This window comes from Calothrix sp. NIES-3974, assembly GCF_002368395.1.
Lineage (GTDB): Bacteria > Cyanobacteriota > Cyanobacteriia > Cyanobacteriales > Nostocaceae > NIES-3974.
On the sequence record NZ_AP018254.1, the window covers coordinates 3,435,433 to 3,461,729 of the forward strand.

Genomic DNA, 26,297 nt, shown 5'->3' on the forward strand with positions numbered 1-26,297 from the left:
CACTGCATTTGAATTGTTAGCTGGTGTTGTGTGCTGCCGTAGCCACTCCACAAATGCTTCACGTCCAGCCTCTCTATCACTCAAACTCGACCGAGCCATGAGTATATCGGTGCATTTACCGCTACTGTCAACCGCTACTGTCAAATTTATGTTTGACCTTGTAGGAACCCTTATCTTCCCAACTATTTGCACCAGGATACTAGTTGCTCATCTGTTTTCTCCAGCAGTAAAATATTTGAACGTAGCATAAGCACGAGAGCCAGCTAACGTTCCTGGTCAGCGGTTGCCGATAACTTTTGCAACTCCACCAGTCGTGTCAGGCAATCCGCTGCACCAGGGTTGTTATGTGGCGTGGTTAATTGCTTGCAAAGTGTCGCACCTCTTCGACTAACTTATGCACTTCGACTCCTGAAAAGTGCCTTTGTCCACAACCATTCCACAAGTTCTCAAATTGCTCTCTAAAATACTTATACCAGTGAGGATCTCGATCTGGTCGCAACTCAAAAGTAGGGGCAAACGAATCAGAGTGGTGTGGGTACATTTCAACAATTATTCGTCCATACAGCTCATCAGGGTCGATCACTACTATGCCAAATGCTGGTTTGTATGGAAGTAATCCTAAATAGCCTGCGGCTTACAGGCTATTTAGCAGCAACAAATTCCTCTACGGTTAATCCAGCAGTGCGAATCAAACTTCTTAAAGTTCCTTTTGCTACTTCACGGTGATCAGGAATTGAAAGTGTGACAAGCTCCTCGTCCTTCGTCATAATGATGTGGCTACCCGTCTGCCGTACAGCCTCCCAACCTAACGACTCAAAGACGCGCACGACTTCGCGCCCACTCATGACAGGTAAAGCAGAACCCATTAGGCAACGACCTCAACCTGATAGGTTTCTACTGTCAGCGGCATTCCACGCTCTGCCCGAACCTGTAGACACGCTGCGATCGCATCTTTGATATTTTCAAGGGCTTCCTGTTTCGTCTGACCTTGACTCACACATCCCGGAATGCTAGGACACTCTACAACCCAAATTCCATCCTCATCGCGATCGAGCGTTACACTAAATCTCATCACTTGCTTCCTCAACAAAAAGTATCATTCCTTAACTATTTTACCTTGAAACGAAGCAGAAAAGGTTCGGTTCGCCGCTCCAATGACTTGTTAGCTGGCGGTTGCGTTCCGTTGTAACCATTCTACAAATGCCTCGCGCCCTAGTTCACCCGATGCGATCGCCAGCACCACACGCTCTTGCTCATCCACAGAGGCATTAATTTCCATTCCATTCAGGACAAGAAAAGTCTCTGCCGCAGCATGACCTGTACGTTTGTTTCCATCTACAAATGGATGGTTCATGATGATAGAAAACCCTAATGCTGCTGCTTTCTCAAGCAAGCTTGGGTACAGATCTTCTCCACCAAACGTCATTCGGGGCTGAGCGATTGCTGACTCCAACAACCCTACATCTCGGATACCGAATGCTCCACCGGATTGCTCAATGACCCTACGATGTAGTTCTAATACCTCGATTAACGTCAGAAAACGCATTATGCTAAACGCCGATACAACTCAGCATTTTTTGTCAGCACATAGTTGGCTGCATCAACAAAATCGTTCTTTTGAGAATTGAGCCAATCCTCCAAGCTGACCTTTAATAAAACTTCAAGTGTAATGCCATGCAGTGCTGCCAAATCTCGTAGCTTTTGAAATTGGCTATCTGAAAGATCAATGGTAATAGAAGCCACAGCGATCGCTCTCCTAGCGTTTCTGAGTCAAGTTTAACATTCGCATCTGACCGATATTCTATGCACAGACCCAACCCAGGACAAAGCCAGCTAACGGGAAAATTAAGCGGCTTACAGAAACGACTCAACTTGACCCAATATTACCACAAAGTCCGCTCCAATGGCTTTTTATGTTGTGTCAATTTTCTTCATGATCGCCTCTAATCTCCACAAACCCCAGCGCCCCATCACAGATAACCTTAGAGGGTGTTTATAAAATAAATATTAAGCGGATGAACACCTGCGATTACGAGCTAATCTACGCAACATCAGATGCGTCATCGCAGCGTATATCATGGTTTCACCACTTCTGGCATATCTACTTCACGCTTTTTTCCACGTTTACGCTTACGTTCTGCTGGAATCATTGATTTTATTAAATCCCATTCTGCATCAGAAACATCTGTCGGATAAGGTTTTCGACTCATTGCACCCCAGTAAAAACGCTACTTGCGCCCTTAAGTAGAGTAAATATTCTGGGAAATGATTGCGGTGTTCTTTATTTTTTCTTTATAAACACCCTCTAAGATTTCCTGTCTCCATCCAACCATAAGCCACCTCAATTAACGGTTTACCGCCAATTTCGATTTCTTTTTCATGAACTGGTTTACCTCCAAGTGCTGCATAAAATTGGCAGGCTGGATTATCAACTAAAACCCATACCAGCATAGAGTTGATGCCCGATAGATGAAGCTTTTTCGCAACCGCTTGCACTAAACAGCGCCCAATTCCCTTGCCTTGCTGGTTTTGTAGGATGTAGATTGCCGTCAACTCACCTTGATAAACCGGATCGCCTGTTCGCTCTTCACCTCCACTCGCAAAACCGATAATCTCACCTGATTCGTCCTCAGCAACGTAGGTAAAGTAGCCATTCTCCCGATTGTGGTTCAAAATTTCATGCCAACGGTTCCCTCGACGCTCGTAAGATAGATTCGCCAAATGCTCATCGGGCACGATACCTCGATAGGTTGTTCGCCAAGTATCTACATGCACCTTAGCAATGGCAGGTATATCGTTGTGGGTCGCCTCTCTTACGATCATTGGTCATCCTCCTCAATACGCTGATTTAGAAACGTGGACTGACAGCCCGAACAAACTGTTTCATCTCGCGATCGCTCCATGCACCTAATTCAAACTCAATCCCACTGATAAACTCAACCAGCTTCCCCACCGATAACTCAAGCAGCCCAACGGTATAGCTCAACGGAGGCAAGTAACCTTTGCGTCATCACCAAGATCTTACGCCCGTCCGTTGCAGCGCAGTGTTGGGCTGCTGGTGCATATCACAATCCCAGCCAACCTTGCAAAGACTGCTCTAGCCGTTCTGCATCAACATCAGCTAACTTACCAATCACCTTTATCACCAGACTCTCATGCACTGTATAGACACCTCGCTTGACTGCCGTAGCTACGTTCAGCCCTGCTGCTGACCATTCAGAAAGTGCAAACTCACCTTCAAGCAACGATCCGGTTTTGCTTGTCAAAGGCGTAATCAGAATATCTTGAGAAGAATGTGGTGCGCTTATCACAACCGCAGGTCTCACTTTGGAACTCGACAAGTCCGAGAATGGATAGCGAACTAAGATGATATCATGTTTGGAGTAGCTGGGCATACACGTCATCCTCAGTATTATCCCACACGACATCTAATGATTTTTGACTCGCTTCTAACCAAAAACCAGCTTCATCATCGAGAAGCAGTGTGACTAACACTTTTGTTCCTTCAGGCAGCTCTGTTGACTCCAGCAGTTCAATCTTTCCTTGACGAATCGTAGCCCAAATCGTTTTCAGCATATTCCATCATAAATGATTACATCTTAATTTTATATTTCAATTCTTGATTTTGATGATCATCATAAATATAGTTACATTCTTTAATATAGTTACATTCTTTTAACTTGGTGCTGCCTTTTTAGGCATTCGCTTTGAAGCCTCAGACTCATAGCATTTGAGGATTAAGTCACTGAGAATATCCAAGTCATTGATTGATGAAATGATTACCCTTGCCGTTGCATCGCCAAATGAAGCTGACATCTCCTGAACTTCAAAACCTAATGATAATTTCTTCACTTCATCAATAGGTAACCGAGTTACAAAACTCTTCTTCTTTGGAGATAAATATAATCTTAGAAACCACCATGTTACCTTTCCAACATTTAAACCGAAATATGAGACGACATCTTTATATTTGACTTCTAAAGTACAGGTTGTTGAACGTGCTACAATAGCCTTTACCTTCTCATGTTAGACCGCGCCGTTTGCTTGAAGAATTGGTAAACTGATAAAAACAGCACTTGAGGAACAAGAACTTATGCCGAATGATACTCCAATCATCAGCGCGTCTCCTGACATTATGAGCGGTACTCCAGTTTTCGCTGGGACTAGGGTTCCTGTTCAGACACTTTTAGACTATCTCAAGGCAGGCGAGTCAATCGACGATTTTCTAGACGGATTTCCAACTGTGAATAGAGAACAAGTCGTTGCTTTCTTGGAGGAAGCGGGAAAACAGCTTATCAGCATGGTGGCATAGCATGAAGATTTTGTTGGATGAGTGCATTGATCGCAGACTGGCAAGAGAGTTTGTTGGCTATGAGGTAAAAACAGTGCCTCAAGTAGGCTGGGCAGGAATATAAGATGGTCAACTTCTAGTCCTTGCAGAAGCAGATTTTGATGTTTTTATCACTGTTGATCGTAACTTGTCGTTTCAACAAAACCTGCTCCAGTTTGATATTGCAGTAATTGTTCTACAAGCTTCATCCAATCGGTTAGCTGATCTGAAGCCTCTAGCACCGAAGATTTTGGCGATTTTGGGCGAAGCGGCTAAAGGGCACGCTACGGTAGTTAGTGGTAGCTAGTCCCTCAGCCCTTTCACTGAGACTAGTCTTCCAACTCAGACGTGTATACTTCATTCTCCCTTAGCCCTTCAGGAAGCCTTGCTCTAATTAAGTTACCGACAGGTCTATCTTCTGCGTCAATATAGGCAGCTTCAATCAGTTTATGTTCTCTGGTTTCTAAGAAGGCAAAATAGAGGGCTTGAGTTGGATCGCTCGGACGCTCTTTCTTATTTTCCAAAATTCCCCGGACAACGCGATTTCCTCGACCAGAGAGATGATTTTGTAGTCTCCCGCGAATACTCCTGCCTGATCTGCCAACGTATTGTGTGTTGTAGCTCCAACCCGTTTTAGTTGCAATAGCATAGATGCCTGAAGAGTTAGGAGCTTCGCCTAATCCAGACAGATCAATATTACCACTGCCATCAAACGGACATTCTACCCAGTTACTCCATCCCATTTTTGAACTCTCCAAATCTTTGCGTAACGTAAAACTTCTTGTCTATGTCTTAACGACAATTCAGCGGCATAACGTTCCCCTTCAGCGGCGGCAGATCACCTTTGTATCCCCGCTGAGATCTCTCAACCGTCCGCTGCAAGGGGGTTGTTGTGCTGCTGGCGCTAGTAACCAAGGACTTGCAACCGTCGCTTGAATGCAGCATCTAAGGTGAGATTATCACTTGAGGAAAAGGAGCCAGGGATTTCTATCAACCTAGCGTTTTGCAGTGTACCAAGATCGAACGGGCGACCGCCACTGTCTTCTATTAGTTGAGCCACGATTGCTTTTGCAGCTTCATCGTCAGCAGCAATCGCAACTGCCAATCGCTGATCTAAAGGACGCTCTGCCCATCGTCGCAAAGCACTGGGTTGAAAGCTGCTGTAGGCTTTAACCAATCTAGCTCCTGGTAATAGTTTTTGGATTGTCTCTGCACCAGAAACATTCTCGCCAACCATTCTGACGATGCCACCGCTCTCAGCCCAACGGTAAGGGTTTGTCGTATCGATGACAATTTTGCCTGCAAGAGAACCAGCTTGAGCAATCGCTTCTTGCACAAGCCAAAAATTCGGAGCGAACAACACGACATCTGCAAAATTTGCAGCTTCTGCGGGTGTTCCACTGGTTGCATTTGTACCTATCTGAGCAGCTAGTGTCTGTAACCGTTCTGAGGAGCGCGAGAAGCTAAACATCACTTGATGTCCAGCTTTCGCCCAAAGTTCACCTACTGTACCGCCCACATTGCCGGAGCCAATGATTCCAATATTCATAATGACCTCCTAGAGCAACTCAATTCGTTAAAGAGTTCTATCGCTTGAGCAATTGCCACGCAATGTTCCGTCCCAATCCTTGTCCATAAGCTAACTGTCCCCAGAAGACTGCAATTGACTCCAGGAATTTGGACGCTTGGAGTGACCCAGCATCAATCGCCTCAAATCCAAGCTCAGTCACCAGTTGAGATGCAATTTGTTTCGCGCCCGCATCATCTCCGGCATAGAACATCGTGGCAACTTCCGCACCATATTGTGGGTCTGCCATCGTCTCCCAACCCACTTGGTTGAGAACTTTGACGACCTTTGCACCTGGGAACCAAGCTGCAACTTGTTCCCCACCGGACTGAGCCAAATTCAATGCAGCATCTAGTTGATTTGCAACCAATGGGTTCGTGCAATCGAGCAAAATTTTACCGTCTAGATTGTCAATCGCCTCGACCACATCAGGCATCGCGTCCCAAGTTACGGTGAGTACGATAGTTTCCGCTTGAGTTGCTGCCTCAGCCAGCGTTGCAGCTTGGGCATTTTCTCCAAGTTCCATCAGTAGTGTTTGGATTTTAGGCGCATTCACATCACGCACGCCAAAAATTATGGTGTGCCCTTGCTTCGCCCAAGCTCGACCTAACGTACTCCCAACGCTTCCAGCACCTAAGATTGCGAGTTTCATGGTGTGATTCCTTACAGTAAAAAGAACTACATCTTGAGCAGAATTTTGCCCATATTGTTGCGATCCTCAATGAGACGGTGAGCCGCGATCGTTTCTTCTAGTGCAAATACTTGCGAAATTTGAGGTTTGAGCCAACCTGCTGCGATCGCGTCCCAAACAGCGTTGGCTCTCATGATACGCTCCTCACGATTGGCAATATAATCAAACAGATCCGCACCATGTACCGTTCTGGATCGATAAAGCAAATCAAACGGATTGATGTCATCGGGGATGCCGCCCGTAATCCCGTAGGTCACAATATGCCCACGTGTCGCAACGGCTTCGAGATCTCCTGCAAAGGTAGTTTTACCAACGCCATCAATGATCAGATCGGCACCTTTCCCATTGGTTAATGCCTTGACGCGCTGCACAAAATCTTCTTGGGTGTAATCAATGACGGCATCTGCCCCTAACTCCAAAACTCGCTGTGCTTTGGTGGCATTAGACGTTGTGCCGATCGCAAATGCACCGAGATGCTTTGCCCATTGCACCAGGTTTAATCCCATGCCTCCCGCCGCTGCATGAATCAGAATGCTTTTCCCAGGTTGAAGGTTGACAAACTCATTCATCATGTATTGAGTGGTTAAGCCTTGAGCCGTCATCGCCGCTGCGGTTTCAAACGAAATAGCATCCGGTAGAGGAATCAGTTTCCAGGCTGCAATCGGAATGTATTCGGCATAAGCACGATCGAGTCCAGGCTCTTCCTCTTGCATGAAACTGACACGATCGCCGACTTTCACTTCGGTCACATCATCTGCGATCGCAATCACTTCTCCTGCACCTTCCACACCTGGCGTAAACGGCGTAGGAATGGGTGGATTGGGATACCAACCACGCCGCATTGCCACATCAATGAAGTTCACACCTGCATAGTGAATTTTAACTAATGCTTGTCCAGCTTGAGGCTTAGGAATCTCAACCTCAGCGAGTTTGAGGACATTCGCATCGCCATGTTCATCAACTTGAATCGTTTTCATGAGTTTCTCCAAAATTAAGGTAAAGATGAATTTTGAGTACCAATTGGCAAGCACTAAGCAACGCTGGGACGACGTGCCATTCCTTTCACAAGAATCTCTGGATGAACATTGTGAGGAATTGCCCAGCCTCGCTCCCAGAAATAGATGTTGATTTCAACCGTGTTGTCCGCAACATCCCACCGCACAACCTTTCCATTCTCGATCGTCAGGAGCATGGTTTCAATCGAAGTGCCTTCTCGCCCCGTGGGTTGCATCCCCATAAAAACTTCCGCATGTTTCCAATCTAGGCACACTGTAAAGAAGGCGCGACCATTCCCTGCTGCATCGATCGCTTCAAATTCGTCCACCAAATCGACTCGCGATTGTAAGGCATTTACAAATTGCCCTGCCCATCCTTTCAGGGCTTCTCGTCCTTGAATACCTCGTCCCATCGTGGAATTAACTAAGACATCTTCTGCAACTAAGGCATCCCAGCGATCGAGTTCACCGTTTTGAAATGCATCGTAGAGTTCACGGACAAAGGGATATTGAGTCGTCATAATTGTTTCCTCAGAAAGATAGTTGGTTGGGAGGCTGCATTTGTCTTCGCTGCTCTCCTTGATTTCCAAGATATTTTGTTTACAATCTTTTGAGAAGGGGCTAGATTTCACTTCTTTATCCACCTTTTTTCAATAATCGTTATGAAGAGCTTGTCGAATATGCTGGCATTTGTGCGAGTTGCAGAGGTTCAAAGCTTTGCCCAGGCATCGAATGTGCTGGGATTGTCCACCTCTGCGGTGAGCAAAGCAGTCGCTCGTTTAGAAGCAGACTTAGGCATCAAACTGTTTCATCGCACGACCCGCAGTATTAGCCTCACTGCGGATGGAGTTCGCTTTTATGAAGGATGTCAGCAATTACTAGGAGAGCTAGAGGCATTGGAAGCCGAAATCCAAGGCAGCCGTGCAACTCCCAGAGGGCGATTGACCGTCAGTGTTCCGACAGCATTTGGACGAGTTTGCCTAGTGCCTATTCTCAAGTCATTCACCCAAGCTTTTCCAGAGATTGTTCTAGATATCTCAATGGACGATCGCACCGTCGATCTAGCTGAACAGGGGATTGATGTGGCGATTCGCACAGGACAACTGAGCGACAGTGCAAACCTGATTGTTCGGCAACTGGTCACTTACCCTGCGATTGTCTGTGGTTCACCGATCTATTTTGAGCAATATGGGCAACCCCAGCATCCAGAGGAGCTTCAACAACATTCCTGTTTGAACTTTCGCAATCGAGCGACCGGGCGCTTCTATCCCTGGTCTTTTGCTGTGGATGGCAAGGTGGAACGATATGCAGTGAGTGGTTCGGTTGTGTTTGATAATGCAGATGCGATTGTGCGGTCTGCGATCGCTGGAATAGGTTTGAGCCAGATGCCCACGTTCTTGGCAGCGGAAGCAATTTCGGCTGGTCATTTATTAGAAGTCCTCCACCCTTACCGACCACCAGAAGTTCCGGTGTGGGCTTGTTATCTCGATCGTCGCTTTGTCGCGCCGCGAATTCGAGCATTTGTGGAATTTATGGCAACCCAAAAAGAGGTGTTTACAAAAATGTGTACTCTGCCAGCAAATCTGACAACAACTTGACTTAGCACATCAACAGAGAAATTTCAAATTGCCACCACCACCTAGAAACGAAGCGGCACAACTATTTATTATACGGAAAGTTTCCGTATAATCTTTTTCTCAATCCTGGTATATCAAGGATTATAGCCTCTCTTTTCATATTACACGGAAAAATTCTTTTTTATGCCCTCATTCAGATATTATACCGAATTTTTCCGTATAAACACCTTTCACAGAAGGATTATATGGAATTTTTCCGTATAAGTCTAGGAGTTATATGGAATTTTTCCGTATAACATCCTTATTTAGAGTATTATACGGAATTTTCTACAAAACATTATATGGAACAACGCCCAAAAAAGCTACTCGAACAGGTGCAAGATATTATCCGGCTTAAGCACTATTCTTATCAAACGGAGAAAACCTATATCTATTGGATTAGACGCTATATCCTTTTTCATAATAAGCGCCATCCCAAAGATATGGGGAGTAAGGAAATTGAAGAATTTTTAACGCATCTTGCTGTCCATGAAAATGTGGCTGCATCAACGCAAAACCAAGCACTTCATGCTGTTCTTTTTCTCTACAAAGAGGTATTAAAACAAGATTTAGATTTGAAAGTCGATGCAGTACGGGCAAAGAAATCCAAATATTTACCAACGGTTTTAACGAAAGACGAAGTTATATTAATTATTCAAAAATTATCTGGCGTTCATCAACTTTTAATTAAATTACTTTACGGTACCGGAATGAGGTTGAACGAAGCTTTAAATTTACGAGTTAAAGATATTGATTTTGAACAACTTCAAATCACTGTCCGCGACACAAAGGGAAATGAAAGTCGAGTGACAATGTTGCCAGAAAGCATCGCAGAGGAACTTAAGATTCATTTACAAAGCGTTAAAATTCTACATATTCAAGATTTAGAAAAAGGCTACGGTTCGGTTTATTTGCCCTATGCGCTGGAAAGAAAATATGTGCGGGCAAAGTATGATTGGATTTGGCAATTTGTCTTCCCTTCCGGTAGCATATCCAAAGACCCCCGTAGCGGGGAAGTCCGTCGCCATCATTTACATGAGAGCAGCTTACAAAAAGCTTTAAAACAAGCTGTTAGAGCCGCGAAAATTGCAAAAAAAGTGGGTTGTCACACATTTCGCCACAGTTTTGCTACCCATTTGCTCCAAAATGGCTACGACATTCGCACCGTTCAGGAATTACTCGGACACAAAGACGTGAAAACCACGATGATTTATACCCATGTTCTTAATCGGGGTGGTAAAGCTGTTCGTAGTCCTTTGGATGGGTAGACTATGATATTGCCGGATTTAACCTACTACCCTGTAGAGCGATCGCGCAATCGTGGGTTAAACCTTGAAAACAAATGCCTCCAAGAGCAACGTCTAGTTTTACCCTGAACGAACTTGACCACTGCGATCGCAGAAGACGCTCGCCAATAAGCTCTGTAATGTCTGTACCAACGCAGTGTTAGACATCACTTCGTCAAATTTGAAGTTTACTAACATGTACAGAATCATTTTCTGAAATTGTATTGCGATCGCCATCATCCTAGAAATCGAGTTTGTTTGAGAAACCCGATTTCTTTACTGCTTTTTCCCTACTTAATACCTTCAAAATTACCCAAAAAAGTTGGTTGGGGACGGGTGACATGAATTTCCCAAATTGCCTTGAGAATAGATAACTTTTCTCGCAGGGTATATCTTCCCACCGTTTTCGAGCTATATCGTTCCCAATCAGGAGTTCCTAAACCCACGGATTCTACTCCCAGTTGGTTGCAAGTATACACAGCACGGGGGAGATGGAAATTCTGAGTGACTAACACCGCTTGCTCCACACCAAAGATTTTCCTAGCACGGTAACAACTTTCATAGGTACTAAATCCAGCATGGTCAAGGGTAATATCTTCAATGGGAACCCCGTTTTCCACCGCATACTGCTGCATAACCCCAACTTCGTTATAATCTTCGCGACTATTGTCACCCGTCATCAACAACTTTTTGACATGACCTTGCTTATATAACTCAATTGCTGCATCAACCCGGTCTGCTAACATCGGTGATGGAACTCCCTCCGGGGAAACCCCCGCACCAAACACAATCGCTACAGGTTGGGAAGGTACTTTCGAGACCTGGGTAAATCGGCGTTGATTAGTCGCTGCATTCACGTAGGAACTCAGGAATAGGGGAGTTAGAACCGCACTACTTCCGAAAATAATAATCAGTAATAACCGCCAGTGGCTAAATAACATTTTAGACAACATGTGTGAAGGTCGTGGAGAAGAAATTTCTATATTTTAACGAATGCACTAGCCATTTCCCAGTTCCCAGATTTGATAAAGAATACGGGAGACAAGAGACAGAATAACTTAGATATGCAAGTAATTAAATATACTCCTCTGCATCCCCAATTCCCGACTCCCGATTCACTCAGTCAGCGAGGGCTACTGCCTTTGTTCACGAGGCAGGAGCCTCGTAGATTCTGCACCCACGCGGAGCATGGGTGCGAGGGAATTCCCGACTCCCGACTCCTGATTCCCCCTATTGATTGTAAAATGTTATATCTAGTGACTATGCTCTGGGTGGTCACTTAGTTAGCGAGGGCTACTGCCTTCGTTCACGAGGCAGGAGCCTCGTAGATTCTGCACCCACGCGGAGCATGGGTGCGAGGGAATTCCCGACTCCCAATTCCCGATTCCCGACTCCCAACTCCCAACTCCCGATTCCCGACTCCCCCTATTGTAAAATGTTGGCTGTTGTGTTTTATTATTTACGGTTTAGAATCGGTGGTGGTTACAATCAATCAAAAACAGGAGTTTAACCTTGAGTAATGCTGGACAGCCGGGGAAACCCCATAATTCCGCACATGGTTCGGGAGAAGACATTCCAGCAGCATTGCGCGATACTCCTGATGCTGCACCGCAACGAGGTTTACGAGTCATTTTTTTGATTGCTGCTGGGATATTAGGGTTTGTGTTAATTGCTGGGTTGAGTGGTTTTATTTTTTCTTTGACCGCATCCCGTCAAGCGAAAGAGGGTGAAACTAAATCCCAGGTAAATCCAGACCAGACCCCAGTAGAAAATACAGATAATACAACACAGGCTTTACTAGGACATTTACCATACCCGGAAGCACCGGAAAGCGATTTAGTGCCAATTCCCGGTCATCCGCGTTTGCGTTTGCGTAGAGCAGCAGCCGAGAAATTTCATCTCATGGTGCAGGATGCACGACGCTCAGGTGTGAATATAGTACCAATTTCGGCCTTTCGTTCCGAGCAGGAACAGAAGCAATTATTTTTTGGTGTTGGCGCTCAACGCAACCAAACCCCAGCTCAACGAGCAGCACTAAGCGCACCCCCTGGTTACAGCGAACACCATACCGGATACGCGGTAGATATTGGGGATGGGAATACACCAGCGACTAATTTAAGCGAAAATTTTGAGAAAACTAAAGCCTTTGCATGGATGAGTCAAAATGCTGCTAAATATGGTTTTGAACTGTCCTTTCCCAGGGATAATCAACAAGGGGTAAGTTACGAACCTTGGCATTGGCGATTTGTTGGCGATCGCGATAGTTTAGAAACCTTTTACAAAGCTCGTAACATTAAACCGAAACAGCAGTAGAGACGACCCGACGGGTCGTCTAGAGATGACCCAACTAACCAGCCATTTGCTCAAAATAGCGATCAAGAAAATCTAAAGCATGGTTACGCAGGTCATAATATTCCTTTGCCTCGCGCAGGGCAGTTCGATCGCGGGGATGGTTAAAGGGCACAGTCAAAATTTCGCCTATTTGGGCATGGGGACCGTTAGTCATCATCACAATGCGATCAGCCATATAGATAGCCTCGTCCACATCGTGGGTAATCATCATTACCGCCTGGGGGTTCCGCTCCCAGATATCGAGTACCTGCCGTTGCAAACGTCCTCGAGTCAGGGCATCAAGTGCCCCAAAGGGTTCATCCATCAGCAGCATTTTGGGACAGATGGCGAGAGCGCGGGCAATACCGACTCGCTGTTTCATCCCCCCCGACAACTCATCAGGATATTTGGTGGCAGCAGCAGTAAGATTGACCATAGCGAGATGCTCCTCCACCAATTCTTTCTTCTCGGCAGGTGACAGGCGATCGCACACTTCATCCACCGCCAATCGTACATTCTCTCGCACCGTCAGCCAGGGTAATAGGGAATACTGCTGGAACACCATCATCCGATCAGCTCCTGGCTTGCGGATTGGCTGTCCCTCTAAAAACACTTGTCCTCCAGAAGCCTGTTCCAAACCACCAACTATCTAATGAAGCGAACAAGCCGTAGTAAAAAAAACTGGGATAGTGAAACGCTTATATATAAATACAGACGATTCGATCTCCCTCAATGCCGACGAGGTTAGCTGACGGGCTAGGACTGAGAGATGTCCCTTTCCAATTACCGTGTAGTTGGTAAAAAAAACTGGAAATACGCCCCTTTACTGGTTCCCCCGCTCTAGGGATACTGTGTATATCGCTAGACTAGGCTGACTTGTTCGATTAGAGTTATCATAACGAAGATTTAATATTTATGTCAAGGAATTATTCTGAGTGCTATTACTATCTCTCCTCCGCATCACCATCCAGGTGAATATACCTGCAACCAATCCAAAGATAATCCCTAATCCGAGATGAAATAATCCATCAGCTATTATTTGTGTTCAAATCAACAATTATCGTAGAGGCACGATATATCGCGTCTCTACATGGGTTATTTATTTTACGTGATTAGATGTTTTGCGGTATGTAATTGGCAAAATAATAGGGATGAAAAACCTTACCCCCTATCCCTATGCCAATTTCCGCAAATCAGCGACACTATATCCGTAAAAATCAAGTCATGGGTTGTAGCAGTTTAGAAAATCCCTTTCATTAATTCCTTAATTCCTTGGTGCTTATGCAGGTTTTTTGCAGTAAACAACACCCGAATGTTGCTGGTAATCGTTTTTGTACGCAGTGTGGTGAGGCTTTGGCAATTCCACCGGGTGAGATGGTGGCAAATCGCTATCGGGTGGTACGGACTTTGGGACAGGGTGGGTTTGGACGTACCTATTTGGTTGAGGATACTCACCAGGAGCAGAAGGCTTGTGTGATAAAGGAGTTTGCTCCCCAGGTTGAGAATCCGGAGGATGTTCTCAAGGCGAAGGAGTTATTTGAGCGGGAGGCGGATGTTTTAAAAAAACTACAACATGCTCAAATTCCTAAGTTTCATCGTACTCTCCAAACTCAGTTTGGTACGAAGGATTTTTTCTTTTTAGTCCAGGATTTTGTGGATGGGGAAACCTATTGGGATTTATTAAATCAACGCCTTGCTGAGGGAAAAAGGTTTACTGAGGAGGAAGTTATTCTCCTGCTGCGGCAAGTTTTACCTGTGTTAACCTATTTGCATTCCCGTGATGTAATTCACCGTGATATTTCCCCGGATAATTTGATGCGACGACGGGATAATAACCTGCCAATGTTAATTGATTTTGGTGCGGTGAAACAGTTACCTGCTTCCCAGGGTTTTTGGGCTACCCAATTGGGTGTAAATCGCACTTTGTTGGGTAAAAAAGGTTATGCTCCAGAAGAACAAATTCGCCAAGGTAAGGTGTTTCCTTGTAGCGATATTTACTCGTTAGGGGTGACGGCTCTGGTATTATTAACTGGGAAGGAACCCCAGGATTTGTATGATAGTTACGAGGGTGCTTGGCGTTGGGGGAGTGCGATTCAAGTTAGTCCTGAGTTGGGACGGGTACTCAAAAAAATGGTTGCCCTTAAACCTAGCGATCGCTTACAAAGTGCTAAGGATGTTTTTTTGGCTTTGGATGGTTTAGCTGCTCCTGTGACGGTTGCACCTGTTTCTACTATGAATCATAGTAATCAAAGTCATCTAACTCATCAAGTTAATCCCCCCAATAGCCGTATCACCAAAATCGCAACAATGGTAGCTGCACCTGCTGCTCGTTTAAGTAAAACTGCTTTGGGTACAAAATTCCATCAACAAACCCAAGCGATCGCTGCTTTAATTCCTTTTCCTGGGTGGTTACGTCCCTTTGCGGTCAGTATGGTGGGTACTACAGTAGTAGTGTTGGTCATTGCTGGTAGTGTGGCGGTTGTTAATGGGGTGATTCGCGGTGTTTCTTCGATTTCTCTCCCCAATGTCTCTTTACCCAGTTTGCCTAGTTTACCTGATGCTGGTAATGGTAACTCCAATGGTGGTAATGGTAATAATAATCAAAGAAATCAAGATAATCAAACCATTGCCAATCTCAGCAACCGTCGTCAACAGTTAGAAATTCCCGATGGTTTTTTTGTGCAAACGGTTAACGATATTTTTTATACTCAAAATCCAGAAGTCCGGGGGCGTGCCTTAACTGGTAATCCTGAAGATGCAGCCTTACGGCAAGAGTGGTTAAAACAGGGCAATGAATTGTTGTCAAAATTGGAACAAGCCCAGCTAAGTAGTGCCGCCCGTCGTAGACTTGGTAATTATAGCGGACAGGATTACCAAGGGTGGGTAAGTCGTGCCAATAATGGGGAGTTTGGGAATTACACGATTCGCCAACTGAATATTGATACTAACACCAAATTTGACCGACTTTTCCCCGGTGTGAGACGTGGTAATGGTAGACTCAACCCTCAAACCTATGCCCAAATTTGGTATGCGATCGCTGCGGATCAAGTCGATCGAGTTGCGAGGTAAAACTGGTAGTTTGGCAACCCCCACCAAAACTTAACCAGCAGTATAACCTCCATCAATCACTAATTCTGCACCGGTGATAAATTTAGATTCATCGGAAGCTAGATATAAAATCCCATAGGCAATATCATCTGGTTCACCGATATGTCCTAAAGGTTGTAGACGGTCGAGAAATTTCTTGCCATGTTCAACGTTTTCTTTCCCACCTAAATGTTCTTCAATCATCGGTGTCATAATAAAACCTGGATGAACCGAATTTACACGAATATTATGATGGGCATAGGTTAAGGCATCGGTTTTACTCATTAACCGTACCGCACCTTTAGAAGCATGGTAAGCCGGAAGACTGGGAGAGCCAACTAATCCATAGGCAGCAGATAGATTAACAATACTTCCACCACCATGATTTAACATCAAATTTACAGCATGTTTGGTACATAAAAACACCCCATTAACATTAATTGACATCACCAGATTCCACTCTTCCTGTTTGATTTTGTGGGTTGGTTTATTCACTCCTGAGATTCCCGCATTATTTACCAAAACATCGATTTTTCCCCATTTTTGATAAACATCCGCAAAAACCCGTTCAATTTGATTTTCATTGGTCACATCTAAATGCCAAAATTCTGCTTCTCCGCCATTTTTTTGAATCTCTTCCACTAGGGCTTTGCCTTCATCAACCAAAATATCCGTAACAGCGACTTTTGCTCCTTCTTTTGCTAGCAATATACTGGTTGCTCGACCAATACCTAAAGCTGCTCCAGTAATAATAATAACTTTATCTTTAACTCTATCCATAATTACCTTTTTATATATACCTGAAGAGGTGATAATAATATTTCTCTGTATCAATCAACTAGAAATTTTTCCACAATCAACACAGCGCATTCCATATCTCTAACATCGAAAAAATAAAGCCGATATTTTGCAATATTTTCTGATGTTGTATAGAAGGAGTATATTTATCTACATGGTCAATTCAAAACTGGTTTTGAACAAAGCGAATATATCTAATACCAATTCTTTGTTAAGTTGCTTGCGAATTCAACCCCTCCCTAATACTAAGCAAACTTACCTTAGAGAACTGGATTTTTGTTTCCCCTTCTCACAAGTAGGGAGAGGGGATTAGGGGGTAGGTTTCGTCATCTACATCTTCAATATCAAATTGGTATAACATTTAAAATTATGGGAATTTTTCCCTAGAATGGATAGGATAGACTTCTATATCTACAGCAATCCGATTTAAGTTGTGAAAAATAGCGTGCCGTTGACTGATGACTAGTGACTGTTAACCGTCAACTGTCAACCGTTAACAACCCTACATATAAGATTTCACAAATCCCCTTCGGACTGCTGTATCAGCCAATTATTGTCATAATTACATCAGACGAAAAGCAAGGGAGAAAGTTGAAAACGAAATAATCTGCTAATTAAGCTTGTATTGCATATGATGATATACCTGGATTTCTCACGAGTAAGTTGTAAGCCTTGAGTAACCGATTGATTTTCCTTCTATTCCCTATTCCCCATGAGTTTTAGGGTTTTGTGAGAAATGCGGGTATAGGGTGAACTAACTAATTATTCTTGATTCTGAAATATTTTTTAGTTCAAAAAATCCCACTTATGAAATATTTAGATTTATCCTTTAGTTCTAAATATTAACCCATGTTGAATTAATCATAACTAGAGTTATATCTTTTACGCTAATGCTTACTACATATCAGGGGCTGTAACCGTTGATTATTCTAGTTTCATTCATTCCAAAGTACAAGAGAATCGATATTACATGTGATAATCAGCAGAAATCAAAATACATCTGAAGTCAAATATTATTCAATCACAACTCGTGAATTCTATCGCAAAGTTTAACCGTGAATAGTTACTAGAAGACAGAAAATACAAAAAATCACCCATCACTGCATGAAAATGACTTCTAATTTTGATATAATCAATCCTTGATTTTCAACCAAATCAACACAGCTATGAGCATTCGGATTGGTAACGGCTATGATATACACCGTCTCACCACTGGAAGACGTTTAATTTTAGGTGGTGTGGATATCCCCCATGAACTAGGTTTACTAGGACATAGTGATGCGGATGTGTTGACCCATGCAATTATGGATGCCATGTTAGGAGCATTATCCTTGGGTGATATTGGTCATTATTTTCCCCCCTCCGACCCCCAATGGTCCGGTGCTAATAGCTTAGTCCTGTTAACCCAAGTTAATCAACTAGTGCGATCGCAAGGTTGGAAAATTGCTAACATTGATTCGGTAGTAGTTGCTGAACGTCCCAAACTCAAACCCCATATTGACAAAATGCGAGGAAATCTAGCCAAGGTTTTAGACCTGGAACCAAATCAAGTCGGTGTGAAAGCAACTACCAATGAAAAACTTGGACCCGTTGGTCGGGAAGAAGGCATTTGTGCCTATGCTGTCGTATTATTAACTCAAGCGTCTTGAGGATTGAGGGGAACTTGCTGTCTAACAAGTCGTCCCTTCCGAAGTAATTTTGTCTTATTAACTCAAGCGTCTTGAGGATTGAGGGGAATCATTGCCCAAGTCGTGTAAGTACCAATCGGACTCCATAGTAAGTAGGGTACTAATAACCAAACTGCTGTACTGGAAACACGAAACACAGCCACAGCTAGAAATGCACATACGAAAAAACCTGTTGCACCAATCATTGCACCCACTCGCAAACTCCGTAATTTTGCCATGACGGAGGTATACAACATTGTGACAGTTTCTAATAATACGTATAATCCCATTAATAACCAGGTGTTGAGGGTTCCCGGATTTGCTTCCCAAACAATATAAGCCGACCAACCCCCACAAACAAAAATAACCGTCCAAATCAGGGGAATTAAACGTTCAAAAGTCAACCAACTAGGACGCTGCAAACGGTTAAACCAACGCAAATCATCCGGTGAACTAATTGTGTTTGCCAATATTGCCACAATCACCGCAACACCAGCAATAACCATCCATGATTTCAACATGAAAACAGCCCAAAACAATGGCGATATGCGATCGCTGTTCCCATCTTAAACCAATCTTCCCCTCTCCAAACACAATCACCTCCGGAACATCCCAAACCCCCCATACTACCAAACTTCAGCCCAGTAAACTATTTCCGCAGCCTGAGTATTAATTGCCACACCATAACTATGGCCATGACTCCAGGGGAAACCCGTAATTCCCTCATCTTTTGTCCCCAATACGAGGATTTCATAACTTGCGGGGAATGCGTTATCACCTTCATGATTACCAGTATAAAAAAAGGTAGTTGGTAAACCGCGAACGCGATTCAAATGTTCGTTGGTATGTCCACCGTAATATTTAGCTTGGGCTATTTGTCGGTAGTGACTCAGTAATTCTCGTACTTGGGATGGGGATTTTTGTAAACGCAACTGCAAAGCGCTACCACCCGTCGCGGATGCTGGTGAGTAAATAAAACCTTTTACCTGTGCATCTGCTGGTATTTCCGTCGGAAAATGGCTAATTTCCTGGGGGTTCAACCAGATTTTATTACGGATTATTTGATAGTCCGAAATGTTACTGACAACCGATGATTCTTCCTGACGATTAACTGTGCGACTGAGGAGGAATCCACCCCCAAGTATTCCAATACCCCCTAACGACATCAAAGATATTGTAACAATTTTGACAAAAAACGTCCTGTTCATGCAATTGGGTATATTTATCGTTTTATTTGTATATACCCAACAAATACTGAATATCGTGATATTTCGGATCTAGCGGAAGGAATATTTACCGAAAAAACATAATTAGGGTGAAAGATTTCATCGAAATTTGGGTAGGTGTAAGTAGGGTGTTTAAACGCTGATATTTGCTGGATACAGGGTTATAAAAGACTAAAATTGCTGTTTGACCCCAGAATCCCCGCTCCTTCAGGACGGGGAGTATGTCAAAACTTCAAAACTCGGTATTCCACACCAGTTTCAAAAATCCTCACACCACCCCCCTCACAAATCGTCTGTCGCAATCTTTGGGGATGAGTTACTGCAACCCCAGCTAAATAATCAATCCCCATCCTTCCCAAGTCCTCCAACCAAGGTAAAGTCGGTCCCATCAGTACTAAATTTGCGTGTTGTGACAACTCCACCAACCGGGGAAAAGACTTATTTGCAATTGAAGTCGCAGTCAAAAACACCCAATCTGCATCCGGGAGCAAATATTCACAAGCAATATCCGGTAAATCCTGGGGAGACGGTTGACGTTCCAACACCGTTAAATCAACCTCCTGTTCATACACAGACAAACCCGGATAGCGACCAATCACCACCACTTTTTGCGATCGCATTAACGGTAAGAAATATTCAAACACTGCTAAATTAGGTGATTTTTGGGGTTTGAGGGGTTGTGCAGCAGCTAACAAAGGCGAAGTATGATTAATCACCGCATTAACAGCAGCCATCCCCACAGTCGCTTGATAACTATCCCACGACTCCAACCACACTGCTAAATCTTCCACTGGTGTATTTACAATTGTTCCCGACCAAGAAAGAGTTCGCGTACTAATACCAGGACTCATACACAAACCCACCCCATCCACCCGACAATAGGTCCAAGTCAAACCAATAATCAACTCCGATACATGCTTCCCATTTGGAACCGAACCGCGCAACAAACGATAAATTTCCCGTGGATGTACTTTCATCACTGAACATTTGAGATGATTAAACATGAATCAACAGTTGTCTCCCCTCCTCGAACATGTGAGATGATTAAACATGAATCAACACTTGTCTCCCCTCCTCGCAAGCCTATCCATTACCCGGATCTTTCTTAACAAAAAGTAAAAATACTTAAAAGAAGACGAAAGGCTTGATAGGTATAGTTTTGAGAGAGGAAAGATAGGGTGTAAAAAATGGAAAAATGGGCAGCAAGGGAATTGAAGCACTTGGATTTGGGAGATAAACGGCGAAACAAGCGTTTGATAAAGATGGTAGAAGATTTAGCAGCACAACCAACATCGAGTGTACCTCAAGCATGTGGGAGCGTAGCAGCGACAACAGCAGCATATGATTTGTGGAGTTCGCCGTATATAAAACCATCAGATATAAGCAATGGACATATCAAAAGTACAATCGAAAGGGCAAAAGAACACGAGATAGTATTAGCAATACAAGACACAACAAATATGGATGTAACAAGTCATCCAGCAACAGAAGGAATTGGATATCTAGACCAGAGAAAAAGTTTAGGATTAAAAGTACATTCAACGTTATTATCAAGCATAAAAGGAGTTCCACTGGGAGTAATAGACCAACAAGTATGGTCAAGAAATATCGAAGATTTAGGAATAGCAAAAACACGTAGAAAAAGACAAACAGAAGAAAAAGAAAGCCAAAGATGGTTGGAAGGGCTAGAGAGAACAAATAAATTACTACCAGAAAAGATAAAAATCATAACAGTAGCAGACTCAGAAGCAGATATATTTGATTTATTTAATCAGGAAAGACCAGAAAATAGCCACTTACTAATCAGAGGAACTCATAATAGAAAAGTTAGCCATACAGCGAATTATCTACATGAGGCGATCAGGTCAAGTCCAACTCAGGGAGAAGTAGAAGTCAAGGTAAGAAGAAATCCAGAAAGACCAGAAAGGATAGCAAAACTAACAATTAGATACGAAACAGTTGAAATAGAAGTACCAAAAAATAAGCTCGGGCGTTCGCTTTGTAAACCAGTAAAACTACAGGTGATATTAGCAGAAGAAAAGAGTCCACCATCGGAGATAAAACCAATCAGTTGGTTATTGTTAACGACATTGGAAATTAATAGCCTTGAAGATGCGGTAAAATGTGTTGAATGGTATACATATCGTTGGTTAATCGAGCGTTATCACTATACATTGAAAAGCGGTTGTCGAATCGAGGAATTACAACTGGAGACAGGAAAACGCCTATCAATGGCATTAGCGACATATTCGATTGTGGCATGGCGATTATTATGGTTAACTTACCAAGCAAGGGATAATCCAGAACAAAGTTGTGAAACGGTTTTAACTACAGTTGAATGGCAATCTTTATGTGTAAGTGTGAACAAAAACCCAATTCCACCAGATCAGCCACCAACATTAAGAGAAGCTGTACGAATGATTGCTCGACTAGGTGGTTTTCTGGGTCGTAAAGGTGATGGGGAACCTGGAGTCAAGACGATTTGGAGAGGGTTACGACGATTGCACGATATCGCCGTAACTTGGAAGCTAGCCCATCAAATCTAAATGCATACTTTCTGAGTTTTGTCTAATCTTAATGCTTAATCCCTCTACTGAAATCATTTCTATAATCGCTTTTCAGACTTTGTTAAGAAAGATGTGACTAATGGATAGCCTACAAAGGCAGGGATTCTAGGCTCAAACAACGATTGCGGACAAAGTCCGTCTTAAATCGTCTAACCCAGCAGTCGATGTCCCAACTGCACAAATATTTTTAGCTGCGTTTTCGTCTCTCCCATTGACTGACTGACAGGACGGACAACGCCACTTTCTAACTGACAAATCTAATTTTTCTAGAACGTGTCCACAATTAGAACAAGTTTTGCTAGACGGATACCATTGATCAATAAATACGATTTGTTTACCTTTCTTTTTGGCAATCCACTCTAGAATTTGTAGAAATTCTCCAAAAGCCAGGTCTGATATCTTGCGCCCCCAAAGACGTTGCATTCCTTTGAGGTTGAGTGTTTCAAAACACAACACATCAAACCTATTAGTGAGGTCGTGAGCTAATTTCCAAAACCAATCACGTCTAGTATTAGAAATATCCTCATACTTGCGTACTAAATTCTTTCTAGCCCGTTCTCGATTAGCTGACCCTTTCAACTTTTTGGAATGCTGCCTACTGGCTTTTTTAATAGCATTAAGTGACTGTTTGAAGAATTGGGGCGACTCCATTTTAGTGCCGTCTGAGCAAGGGAGAAATGTCTTTAATCCCAAATCGAAACCAGCGATTTTACCTGTCTTGATTTCAACGTCTGGATTGCTAGCATCATCAACAACAATAACCATAAACAGCTCACCTAATGATGTGCGTTTTCTAGTTAAAGTTTTGACTGTTCCTTCTATCTCTCTTGACTTCCAAAATTGATATATTCGATTACCAATCTTTACCTTGTTGCCACTTAAAAACTTATAACCTGCTTGCTTAAGGGTGAATGATTTGTACTTTTTAACTTTCTTGAATCCTGGTGGACGAACCCCCTTCTTGTTGTGTTTAAAAAATAATTGGTATGCTTTCTCAATGCGTTGGCAAATATCTTGTACTGCCTGAGAACCTACTGATTGCCAAAACAAGTTACGTTTCCGCAATTTGGCTATATGAGATTGGAGGAGATTGGAGTTTCGCACAACTCAAGTGTTTACCCCACATCCGGTAGTATCGACGATGAAGGGCAATGCAATGGTTATAAATCACCCCAGAAGCGTTAATCATTCGCTTGAGGTGTTTATTGCGTTTGTGTTCGTACAACTTAAATCGTAGTGTTCTCATGCTACTATTGTACACAATAACGCTGTACAATAGTATGAAGAAACGATTAGATTTTAGAGTAGAAGAATACAAACTTCAAATCCTTGAAGACTACTGCTTATTTGTCGGCAGGACAAAAACTGATGTGCTTAGAGAACTCATTAGAAACCTGAAGATACAGCAGATTCGAGGTTTATGAGGTACAGTAGCAACAATTAGTAAACCAATTTTTTAGATGCTTTGGATCAACTAATGTCAGTGCAATTTTAATTAAACCATCAACTACAGATGCACTTTTAGGAGAAAACTGTTTTAAGAACGCTTTTAATTGTGACCACCAATGTTCAATTGGATTAAATTCAGGGGAATAAGGAGATAGATAAAGAACACTTGCTCCTACAGATTCAATCAAAGGCTTAATCTCTTCGACTTTATGTGCTGGCAGATTATCCATTACAACGACTGCACCAACCCATAATTGTGGAAGTAAAAAATGCTCTACAAAAACTTTATAAGCTTCTCCATTCATTGAGCCATTTAAAGTCATCACAGCTAAGACTTTTTTGAAGCTAATTCCTCCAATTACACTTATTTTTGCACCTCGGTAATATGGTTTAAAATCATAAGCTCTACTCCCGCGATCGCTTCGAGCATGAGTTCTAGTCAAACCAAGCAAAACACCCATTTCGTCTATAAACACAAGGTTTTCTGGGTCTATGTGTTTTACTTTCTCCCAATATTCTAATCTCAGTTTTTGGACTCTTTCTGTTTTCGCTTGGCTGCTACGTAAAGTCTTTTTTTTCGAGTTAATTCTTGTTTTTGCAATGCACAACACATCACACTTGCACACACCCAAATGTTATATTTTTCTCCAAAATACTCGCAATATTCCAATAAAGTTAAATCCGGGTAACTTTGAACCATTTCTGCTAATTCGCTACCGTAATCATCTAGCTTACCCTTCATTGCTCCACCTTGCTTTTTGGGCTCTAGATGCCCTTCCAATCTTTTTTGCCTGATTAGCTTCTGCACATAGCTTTTTGCTATACCAAACTGTACAGCTACTCCTCGAATTGATGTATCACCCTTTTCGTAAGCACTTACTATTTTTTCTCGTAAATCGATTGAGTAGGGTTTCATTTTAATTTTTGATGCACTAATAACAAGTGTACCTCATTTACCTCGAAAGTGCTGTAAAGAAAAAGCCGTCCTAGAAGGACGGGGCTTTAGACCTATTCTTTCGGTAAAAAGTGAAACAACAGCAACTCAGGGTAAGTAGGGCTTGCGGAAAAATAGTAAAGACGCGATATATTGCGTCTCTTCCTCCTCCCTTTACTTACAGACGATCCGACGGGTCGTCTGTACTCCCTGATCTCAACGACAATTTGTACCACCCACCTACTTGTATCACTAGCAACTTAGATTAATATAACAACCAACCCCTAGATAAATTAGCTAAAGGTTGAGAATTTGCATCCCGATTACTAATAAACCAGAGACGATTATCACCGGATTCATAATTGCGCCAAATTAAATCGGCTTTCCCATCTCCATTCACATCCCTAACGGAAAATTCCTCCGTACTTCCGACTGTTTTATGGGGATTACCCAGGAAATAACCATTAAAATTAAAACCATCTATTTCCCAAATGGCAACTTTATTATCTCGATAATTACGCCAAATTAAATCTGTTTTACCATCACCATTTACATCACCGATAGCATGTTCCCAGTCTGTGTCGGGAATTTGGATAATAATTTCTGCTTGTTGGACTTGAGCTCCATTAAACTGCCAAATTGCTACTTGTCCATTTTTGAGGTGATTCCAGAATAAATCACTTTTACCATCGTTATTACTATCACCAATTTTAGGATTCCAATTAAAATCATCAACTTTAAAGACAAACTCTGCTTGTGTAAATCGGAAACCATCCATTAACCACACCGCATTCACACCAGTTTGGTAATGTCGCCAAAATAAATCTGTTTTACCATCTCCATTAAAATCACCAATTAAAAAATCATATTTTAAATTTTCTCTATCCAGAGTATCCAGGAATCTACCAGTCACCTCCTGACCCTCAATAGTCCAAATGGCATTTTGACCATTGGTGTAATTTCGCCACATTAAATCATGCTTACCATCCCCATCAAAATCACCAACTTTAAAATCCCAATAGCCTAGAGTTTGCGGGTCAACACGGATTAAATTCGTCTTGGTAAAACTGTTCCCATTATTGTTATTGTACCAAACCTGATTTTCACCAGTTTTGTAATTCCGCCAAAATAAATCACTGTTACCATCACCATTAAAATCGCCAATTTTAAAATCCCAATCCGGATTCATTCCCTCCAGTTCAAAGACGGAAATCGTATTTGCACCATTCATTAACCAGATTCGTAAATTCCCAGTATTACTATCTCGCCAAATTAAATCTGTTTTGCCATCCCCATTAAAATCAGTCGGAATCATCCAGGATTTGCGAGGTGAACTTGCTGATTGGGATGAACTGAGTAATTTTACGGATGCAAAGGAACCACTATCTAAATCCGTACTCAAAATTGTGGACGGATTTCCACTTCCGGAATTCACCTGAGTTAATCCAGCATCCAATTCTAAGGCATTATTTTTTGTCTGATACATACGTAGGTTTCACCCCTGTGAAAATAGCTAGATGGGAGAATAATATTAAAAGTTATACTTAGATATACAAAAACCATCTCCGTTATAGCCGAGCCATTCTGTATCAGACAAACATGAATATACGTAATTTTGCTCAACGGGGGTGGATGGACATAAAGTGAATAGGGAGTGGTGAGTAGTGAGTAATAAAAACCACTTTCATTCGTTCTGGTGTACGCAGTTCATGATGGCTACTCCCTACTCACTCCATTTACGAGCTAAAATACA

At 42.8% G+C, this 26,297-nt stretch carries 30 protein-coding genes, 3 pseudogenes and 1 riboswitch; of the genes and pseudogenes, 8 read left to right on the forward strand and 25 right to left on the reverse strand.

Annotated features, from left to right (window positions below; genetic code table 11):
- Positions 1-641 precede the first annotated feature (641 nt).
- The 9 genes from CDC37_RS13815 to CDC37_RS13845 form a co-directional block, all read right to left on the reverse strand.
- The gene (locus CDC37_RS13815) at positions 642-866 is read right to left on the reverse strand and encodes a type II toxin-antitoxin system HicA family toxin (protein WP_096622537.1); all 225 of its coding nucleotides are present in this window, start codon (positions 864-866) and stop codon (positions 642-644) included.
- Positions 866-1,072 (reverse strand): type II toxin-antitoxin system HicB family antitoxin, encoded by a 207-nt coding sequence (locus CDC37_RS13820; protein WP_009457224.1) that lies wholly within the window; start codon positions 1,070-1,072, stop codon positions 866-868. Before CDC37_RS13820 ends, CDC37_RS13815 begins: the two co-directional genes overlap by 1 nt.
- A gap of 90 nt (positions 1,073-1,162) precedes the next feature.
- Positions 1,163-1,546 (reverse strand): type II toxin-antitoxin system death-on-curing family toxin, encoded by a 384-nt coding sequence (locus CDC37_RS13825; protein WP_096622538.1) that lies wholly within the window; start codon positions 1,544-1,546, stop codon positions 1,163-1,165.
- Positions 1,546-1,743, reverse strand: coding sequence for a DNA-binding protein (locus tag CDC37_RS13830; protein ID WP_096622539.1), 198 nt, complete (start codon positions 1,741-1,743; stop codon positions 1,546-1,548). The genes CDC37_RS13825 and CDC37_RS13830 overlap by 1 nt, the downstream gene beginning before the upstream one ends.
- A 332-nt stretch (positions 1,744-2,075) precedes the next feature.
- A complete protein-coding gene (locus CDC37_RS25535; protein WP_157780747.1) occupies positions 2,076-2,210 on the reverse strand; it encodes a transposase in 135 nt (44 codons plus the stop codon).
- 82 nt (positions 2,211-2,292) lie between these two features.
- Positions 2,293-2,823, reverse strand: coding sequence for a GNAT family N-acetyltransferase (locus CDC37_RS13835; protein WP_096622540.1), 531 nt, complete (start codon positions 2,821-2,823; stop codon positions 2,293-2,295).
- A 25-nt stretch (positions 2,824-2,848) separates the two neighbouring features.
- On the reverse strand, positions 2,849-2,986 hold the full coding sequence (locus tag CDC37_RS24350; protein WP_157780748.1) for a hypothetical protein: 138 nt from the start codon (positions 2,984-2,986) through the stop codon (positions 2,849-2,851).
- Positions 2,987-3,065: 79 nt separating this feature from the next.
- The gene (locus CDC37_RS13840) at positions 3,066-3,395 is read right to left on the reverse strand and encodes a type II toxin-antitoxin system PemK/MazF family toxin (protein WP_096622541.1); all 330 of its coding nucleotides are present in this window, start codon (positions 3,393-3,395) and stop codon (positions 3,066-3,068) included.
- A complete protein-coding gene (locus CDC37_RS13845) occupies positions 3,373-3,576 on the reverse strand; it encodes an antitoxin family protein (protein WP_096622542.1) in 204 nt (67 codons plus the stop codon). Before CDC37_RS13845 ends, CDC37_RS13840 begins: the two co-directional genes overlap by 23 nt.
- Positions 3,577-4,093: 517 nt before the next feature.
- Here CDC37_RS13845 and CDC37_RS13855 point away from each other — a divergent pair.
- Positions 4,094-4,312 (forward strand): DUF433 domain-containing protein, encoded by a 219-nt coding sequence (locus CDC37_RS13855; RefSeq protein WP_096622543.1) that lies wholly within the window; start codon positions 4,094-4,096, stop codon positions 4,310-4,312.
- Between the two features lie 347 nt (positions 4,313-4,659).
- Here CDC37_RS13855 and CDC37_RS13865 read toward each other — a convergent pair whose 3' ends face one another.
- The 5 genes and pseudogenes from CDC37_RS13865 to CDC37_RS13885 all read right to left on the reverse strand — a co-directional run bounded on the left by CDC37_RS13865 (position 4,660) and on the right by CDC37_RS13885 (position 8,104).
- A complete protein-coding gene (locus tag CDC37_RS13865) occupies positions 4,660-5,073 on the reverse strand; it encodes a GIY-YIG nuclease family protein (protein WP_096622544.1) in 414 nt (137 codons plus the stop codon).
- A gap of 161 nt (positions 5,074-5,234) precedes the next feature.
- Entirely contained in the window at positions 5,235-5,879 is a 645-nt protein-coding gene (locus CDC37_RS13870) for an NADPH-dependent F420 reductase (protein ID WP_096622545.1), read from the reverse strand.
- A gap of 37 nt (positions 5,880-5,916) precedes the next feature.
- A pseudogene (locus CDC37_RS13875) lies at positions 5,917-6,555 on the reverse strand (NADPH-dependent F420 reductase); the annotation flags it as partial.
- Positions 6,556-6,575: 20 nt separating this feature from the next.
- Entirely contained in the window at positions 6,576-7,565 is a 990-nt protein-coding gene (locus tag CDC37_RS13880; protein ID WP_096622547.1) for a quinone oxidoreductase family protein, read from the reverse strand.
- Positions 7,566-7,618: 53 nt separating this feature from the next.
- Positions 7,619-8,104: an ester cyclase gene (locus CDC37_RS13885; RefSeq protein ID WP_096622548.1), complete on the reverse strand. Its 486-nt coding sequence runs from the start codon at positions 8,102-8,104 to the stop codon at positions 7,619-7,621.
- A gap of 141 nt (positions 8,105-8,245) precedes the next feature.
- Here CDC37_RS13885 and CDC37_RS13890 point away from each other — a divergent pair, with 141 nt between their 5' ends.
- Both CDC37_RS13890 and CDC37_RS13895 read left to right on the forward strand, forming a co-directional pair.
- Positions 8,246-9,181, forward strand: a complete 936-nt coding sequence (locus CDC37_RS13890; RefSeq protein ID WP_096622549.1) for a LysR family transcriptional regulator — start codon at positions 8,246-8,248, stop codon at positions 9,179-9,181.
- A 320-nt stretch (positions 9,182-9,501) separates the two neighbouring features.
- On the forward strand, positions 9,502-10,467 hold the full coding sequence (locus CDC37_RS13895) for an integron integrase (RefSeq protein ID WP_096622550.1): 966 nt from the start codon (positions 9,502-9,504) through the stop codon (positions 10,465-10,467).
- Between the two features lie 308 nt (positions 10,468-10,775).
- Here the strand turns inward: CDC37_RS13895 and CDC37_RS13900 are convergent, their stop codons facing one another.
- Positions 10,776-11,426, reverse strand: coding sequence for a SanA/YdcF family protein (locus CDC37_RS13900; protein ID WP_231943062.1), 651 nt, complete (start codon positions 11,424-11,426; stop codon positions 10,776-10,778).
- 407 nt (positions 11,427-11,833) lie between these two features.
- Between CDC37_RS13900 and CDC37_RS24355 the strand changes: the two genes are divergently transcribed.
- Both CDC37_RS24355 and CDC37_RS13905 read left to right on the forward strand, forming a co-directional pair.
- Complete coding sequence (locus CDC37_RS24355) at positions 11,834-11,995, forward strand: hypothetical protein (RefSeq protein ID WP_157780749.1); 162 nt, start codon at positions 11,834-11,836, stop codon at positions 11,993-11,995.
- Positions 11,996-11,997: 2 nt separating this feature from the next.
- Entirely contained in the window at positions 11,998-12,798 is an 801-nt protein-coding gene (locus CDC37_RS13905; protein ID WP_096622552.1) for a M15 family metallopeptidase, read from the forward strand.
- Positions 12,799-12,832: 34 nt separating this feature from the next.
- On the opposite strand, the pseudogene CDC37_RS13910 reads toward CDC37_RS13905, so the two are convergent.
- A pseudogene (locus CDC37_RS13910) lies at positions 12,833-13,465 on the reverse strand (ABC transporter ATP-binding protein); the annotation flags it as partial.
- 70 nt (positions 13,466-13,535) lie between these two features.
- Positions 13,536-13,699: riboswitch (cyclic di-AMP (ydaO/yuaA leader) on the reverse strand.
- A 398-nt stretch (positions 13,700-14,097) separates the two neighbouring features.
- Here CDC37_RS13910 and CDC37_RS13915 point away from each other — a divergent pair.
- Positions 14,098-15,885, forward strand: coding sequence for a serine/threonine-protein kinase (locus tag CDC37_RS13915; protein ID WP_096622553.1), 1,788 nt, complete (start codon positions 14,098-14,100; stop codon positions 15,883-15,885).
- Between the two features lie 30 nt (positions 15,886-15,915).
- Here the strand turns inward: CDC37_RS13915 and CDC37_RS13920 are convergent, their stop codons facing one another.
- Positions 15,916-16,683 (reverse strand): SDR family NAD(P)-dependent oxidoreductase, encoded by a 768-nt coding sequence (locus CDC37_RS13920; RefSeq protein ID WP_096622554.1) that lies wholly within the window; start codon positions 16,681-16,683, stop codon positions 15,916-15,918.
- A gap of 1,184 nt (positions 16,684-17,867) precedes the next feature.
- Between CDC37_RS13920 and ispF the strand changes: the two genes are divergently transcribed.
- On the forward strand, positions 17,868-18,350 hold the full coding sequence (gene ispF / locus CDC37_RS13925) for a 2-C-methyl-D-erythritol 2,4-cyclodiphosphate synthase (RefSeq protein WP_096622555.1): 483 nt from the start codon (positions 17,868-17,870) through the stop codon (positions 18,348-18,350).
- Positions 18,351-18,412: 62 nt separating this feature from the next.
- On the opposite strand, the gene CDC37_RS13930 is transcribed toward ispF, so the two are convergent.
- The 4 genes from CDC37_RS13930 to CDC37_RS13940 form a co-directional block, all read right to left on the reverse strand.
- On the reverse strand, positions 18,413-18,889 hold the full coding sequence (locus CDC37_RS13930; protein WP_096622556.1) for a TspO/MBR family protein: 477 nt from the start codon (positions 18,887-18,889) through the stop codon (positions 18,413-18,415).
- Positions 18,822-19,001: a hypothetical protein gene (locus tag CDC37_RS24730; RefSeq protein WP_172892783.1), complete on the reverse strand. Its 180-nt coding sequence runs from the start codon at positions 18,999-19,001 to the stop codon at positions 18,822-18,824. The genes CDC37_RS13930 and CDC37_RS24730 overlap by 68 nt, the downstream gene beginning before the upstream one ends.
- A complete protein-coding gene (locus CDC37_RS13935; RefSeq protein ID WP_231943063.1) occupies positions 18,995-19,534 on the reverse strand; it encodes a hypothetical protein in 540 nt (179 codons plus the stop codon). The genes CDC37_RS24730 and CDC37_RS13935 overlap by 7 nt, the downstream gene beginning before the upstream one ends.
- Positions 19,535-19,818: 284 nt before the next feature.
- Positions 19,819-20,571 (reverse strand): DUF364 domain-containing protein, encoded by a 753-nt coding sequence (locus CDC37_RS13940; protein ID WP_096622558.1) that lies wholly within the window; start codon positions 20,569-20,571, stop codon positions 19,819-19,821.
- Positions 20,572-20,781: 210 nt separating this feature from the next.
- Between CDC37_RS13940 and CDC37_RS13945 the strand changes: the two genes are divergently transcribed.
- Positions 20,782-22,140: an IS4 family transposase gene (locus CDC37_RS13945; protein WP_096620005.1), complete on the forward strand. Its 1,359-nt coding sequence runs from the start codon at positions 20,782-20,784 to the stop codon at positions 22,138-22,140.
- A 132-nt stretch (positions 22,141-22,272) separates the two neighbouring features.
- Here the strand turns inward: CDC37_RS13945 and CDC37_RS13950 are convergent.
- The 4 genes and pseudogenes from CDC37_RS13950 to CDC37_RS13970 form a co-directional block, all read right to left on the reverse strand.
- A pseudogene (locus CDC37_RS13950) lies at positions 22,273-23,407 on the reverse strand (RNA-guided endonuclease InsQ/TnpB family protein).
- Positions 23,408-23,579: 172 nt separating this feature from the next.
- Positions 23,580-24,236: an IS630 family transposase gene (locus CDC37_RS24360; protein ID WP_330220810.1), complete on the reverse strand. Its 657-nt coding sequence runs from the start codon at positions 24,234-24,236 to the stop codon at positions 23,580-23,582.
- On the reverse strand, positions 24,134-24,526 hold the full coding sequence (locus CDC37_RS24945; RefSeq protein ID WP_096619923.1) for a helix-turn-helix domain-containing protein: 393 nt from the start codon (positions 24,524-24,526) through the stop codon (positions 24,134-24,136). The genes CDC37_RS24360 and CDC37_RS24945 overlap by 103 nt, the downstream gene beginning before the upstream one ends.
- Positions 24,527-24,809: 283 nt before the next feature.
- Entirely contained in the window at positions 24,810-26,030 is a 1,221-nt protein-coding gene (locus tag CDC37_RS13970; protein ID WP_096622559.1) for an FG-GAP repeat domain-containing protein, read from the reverse strand.
- Positions 26,031-26,297 lie beyond the last annotated feature (267 nt).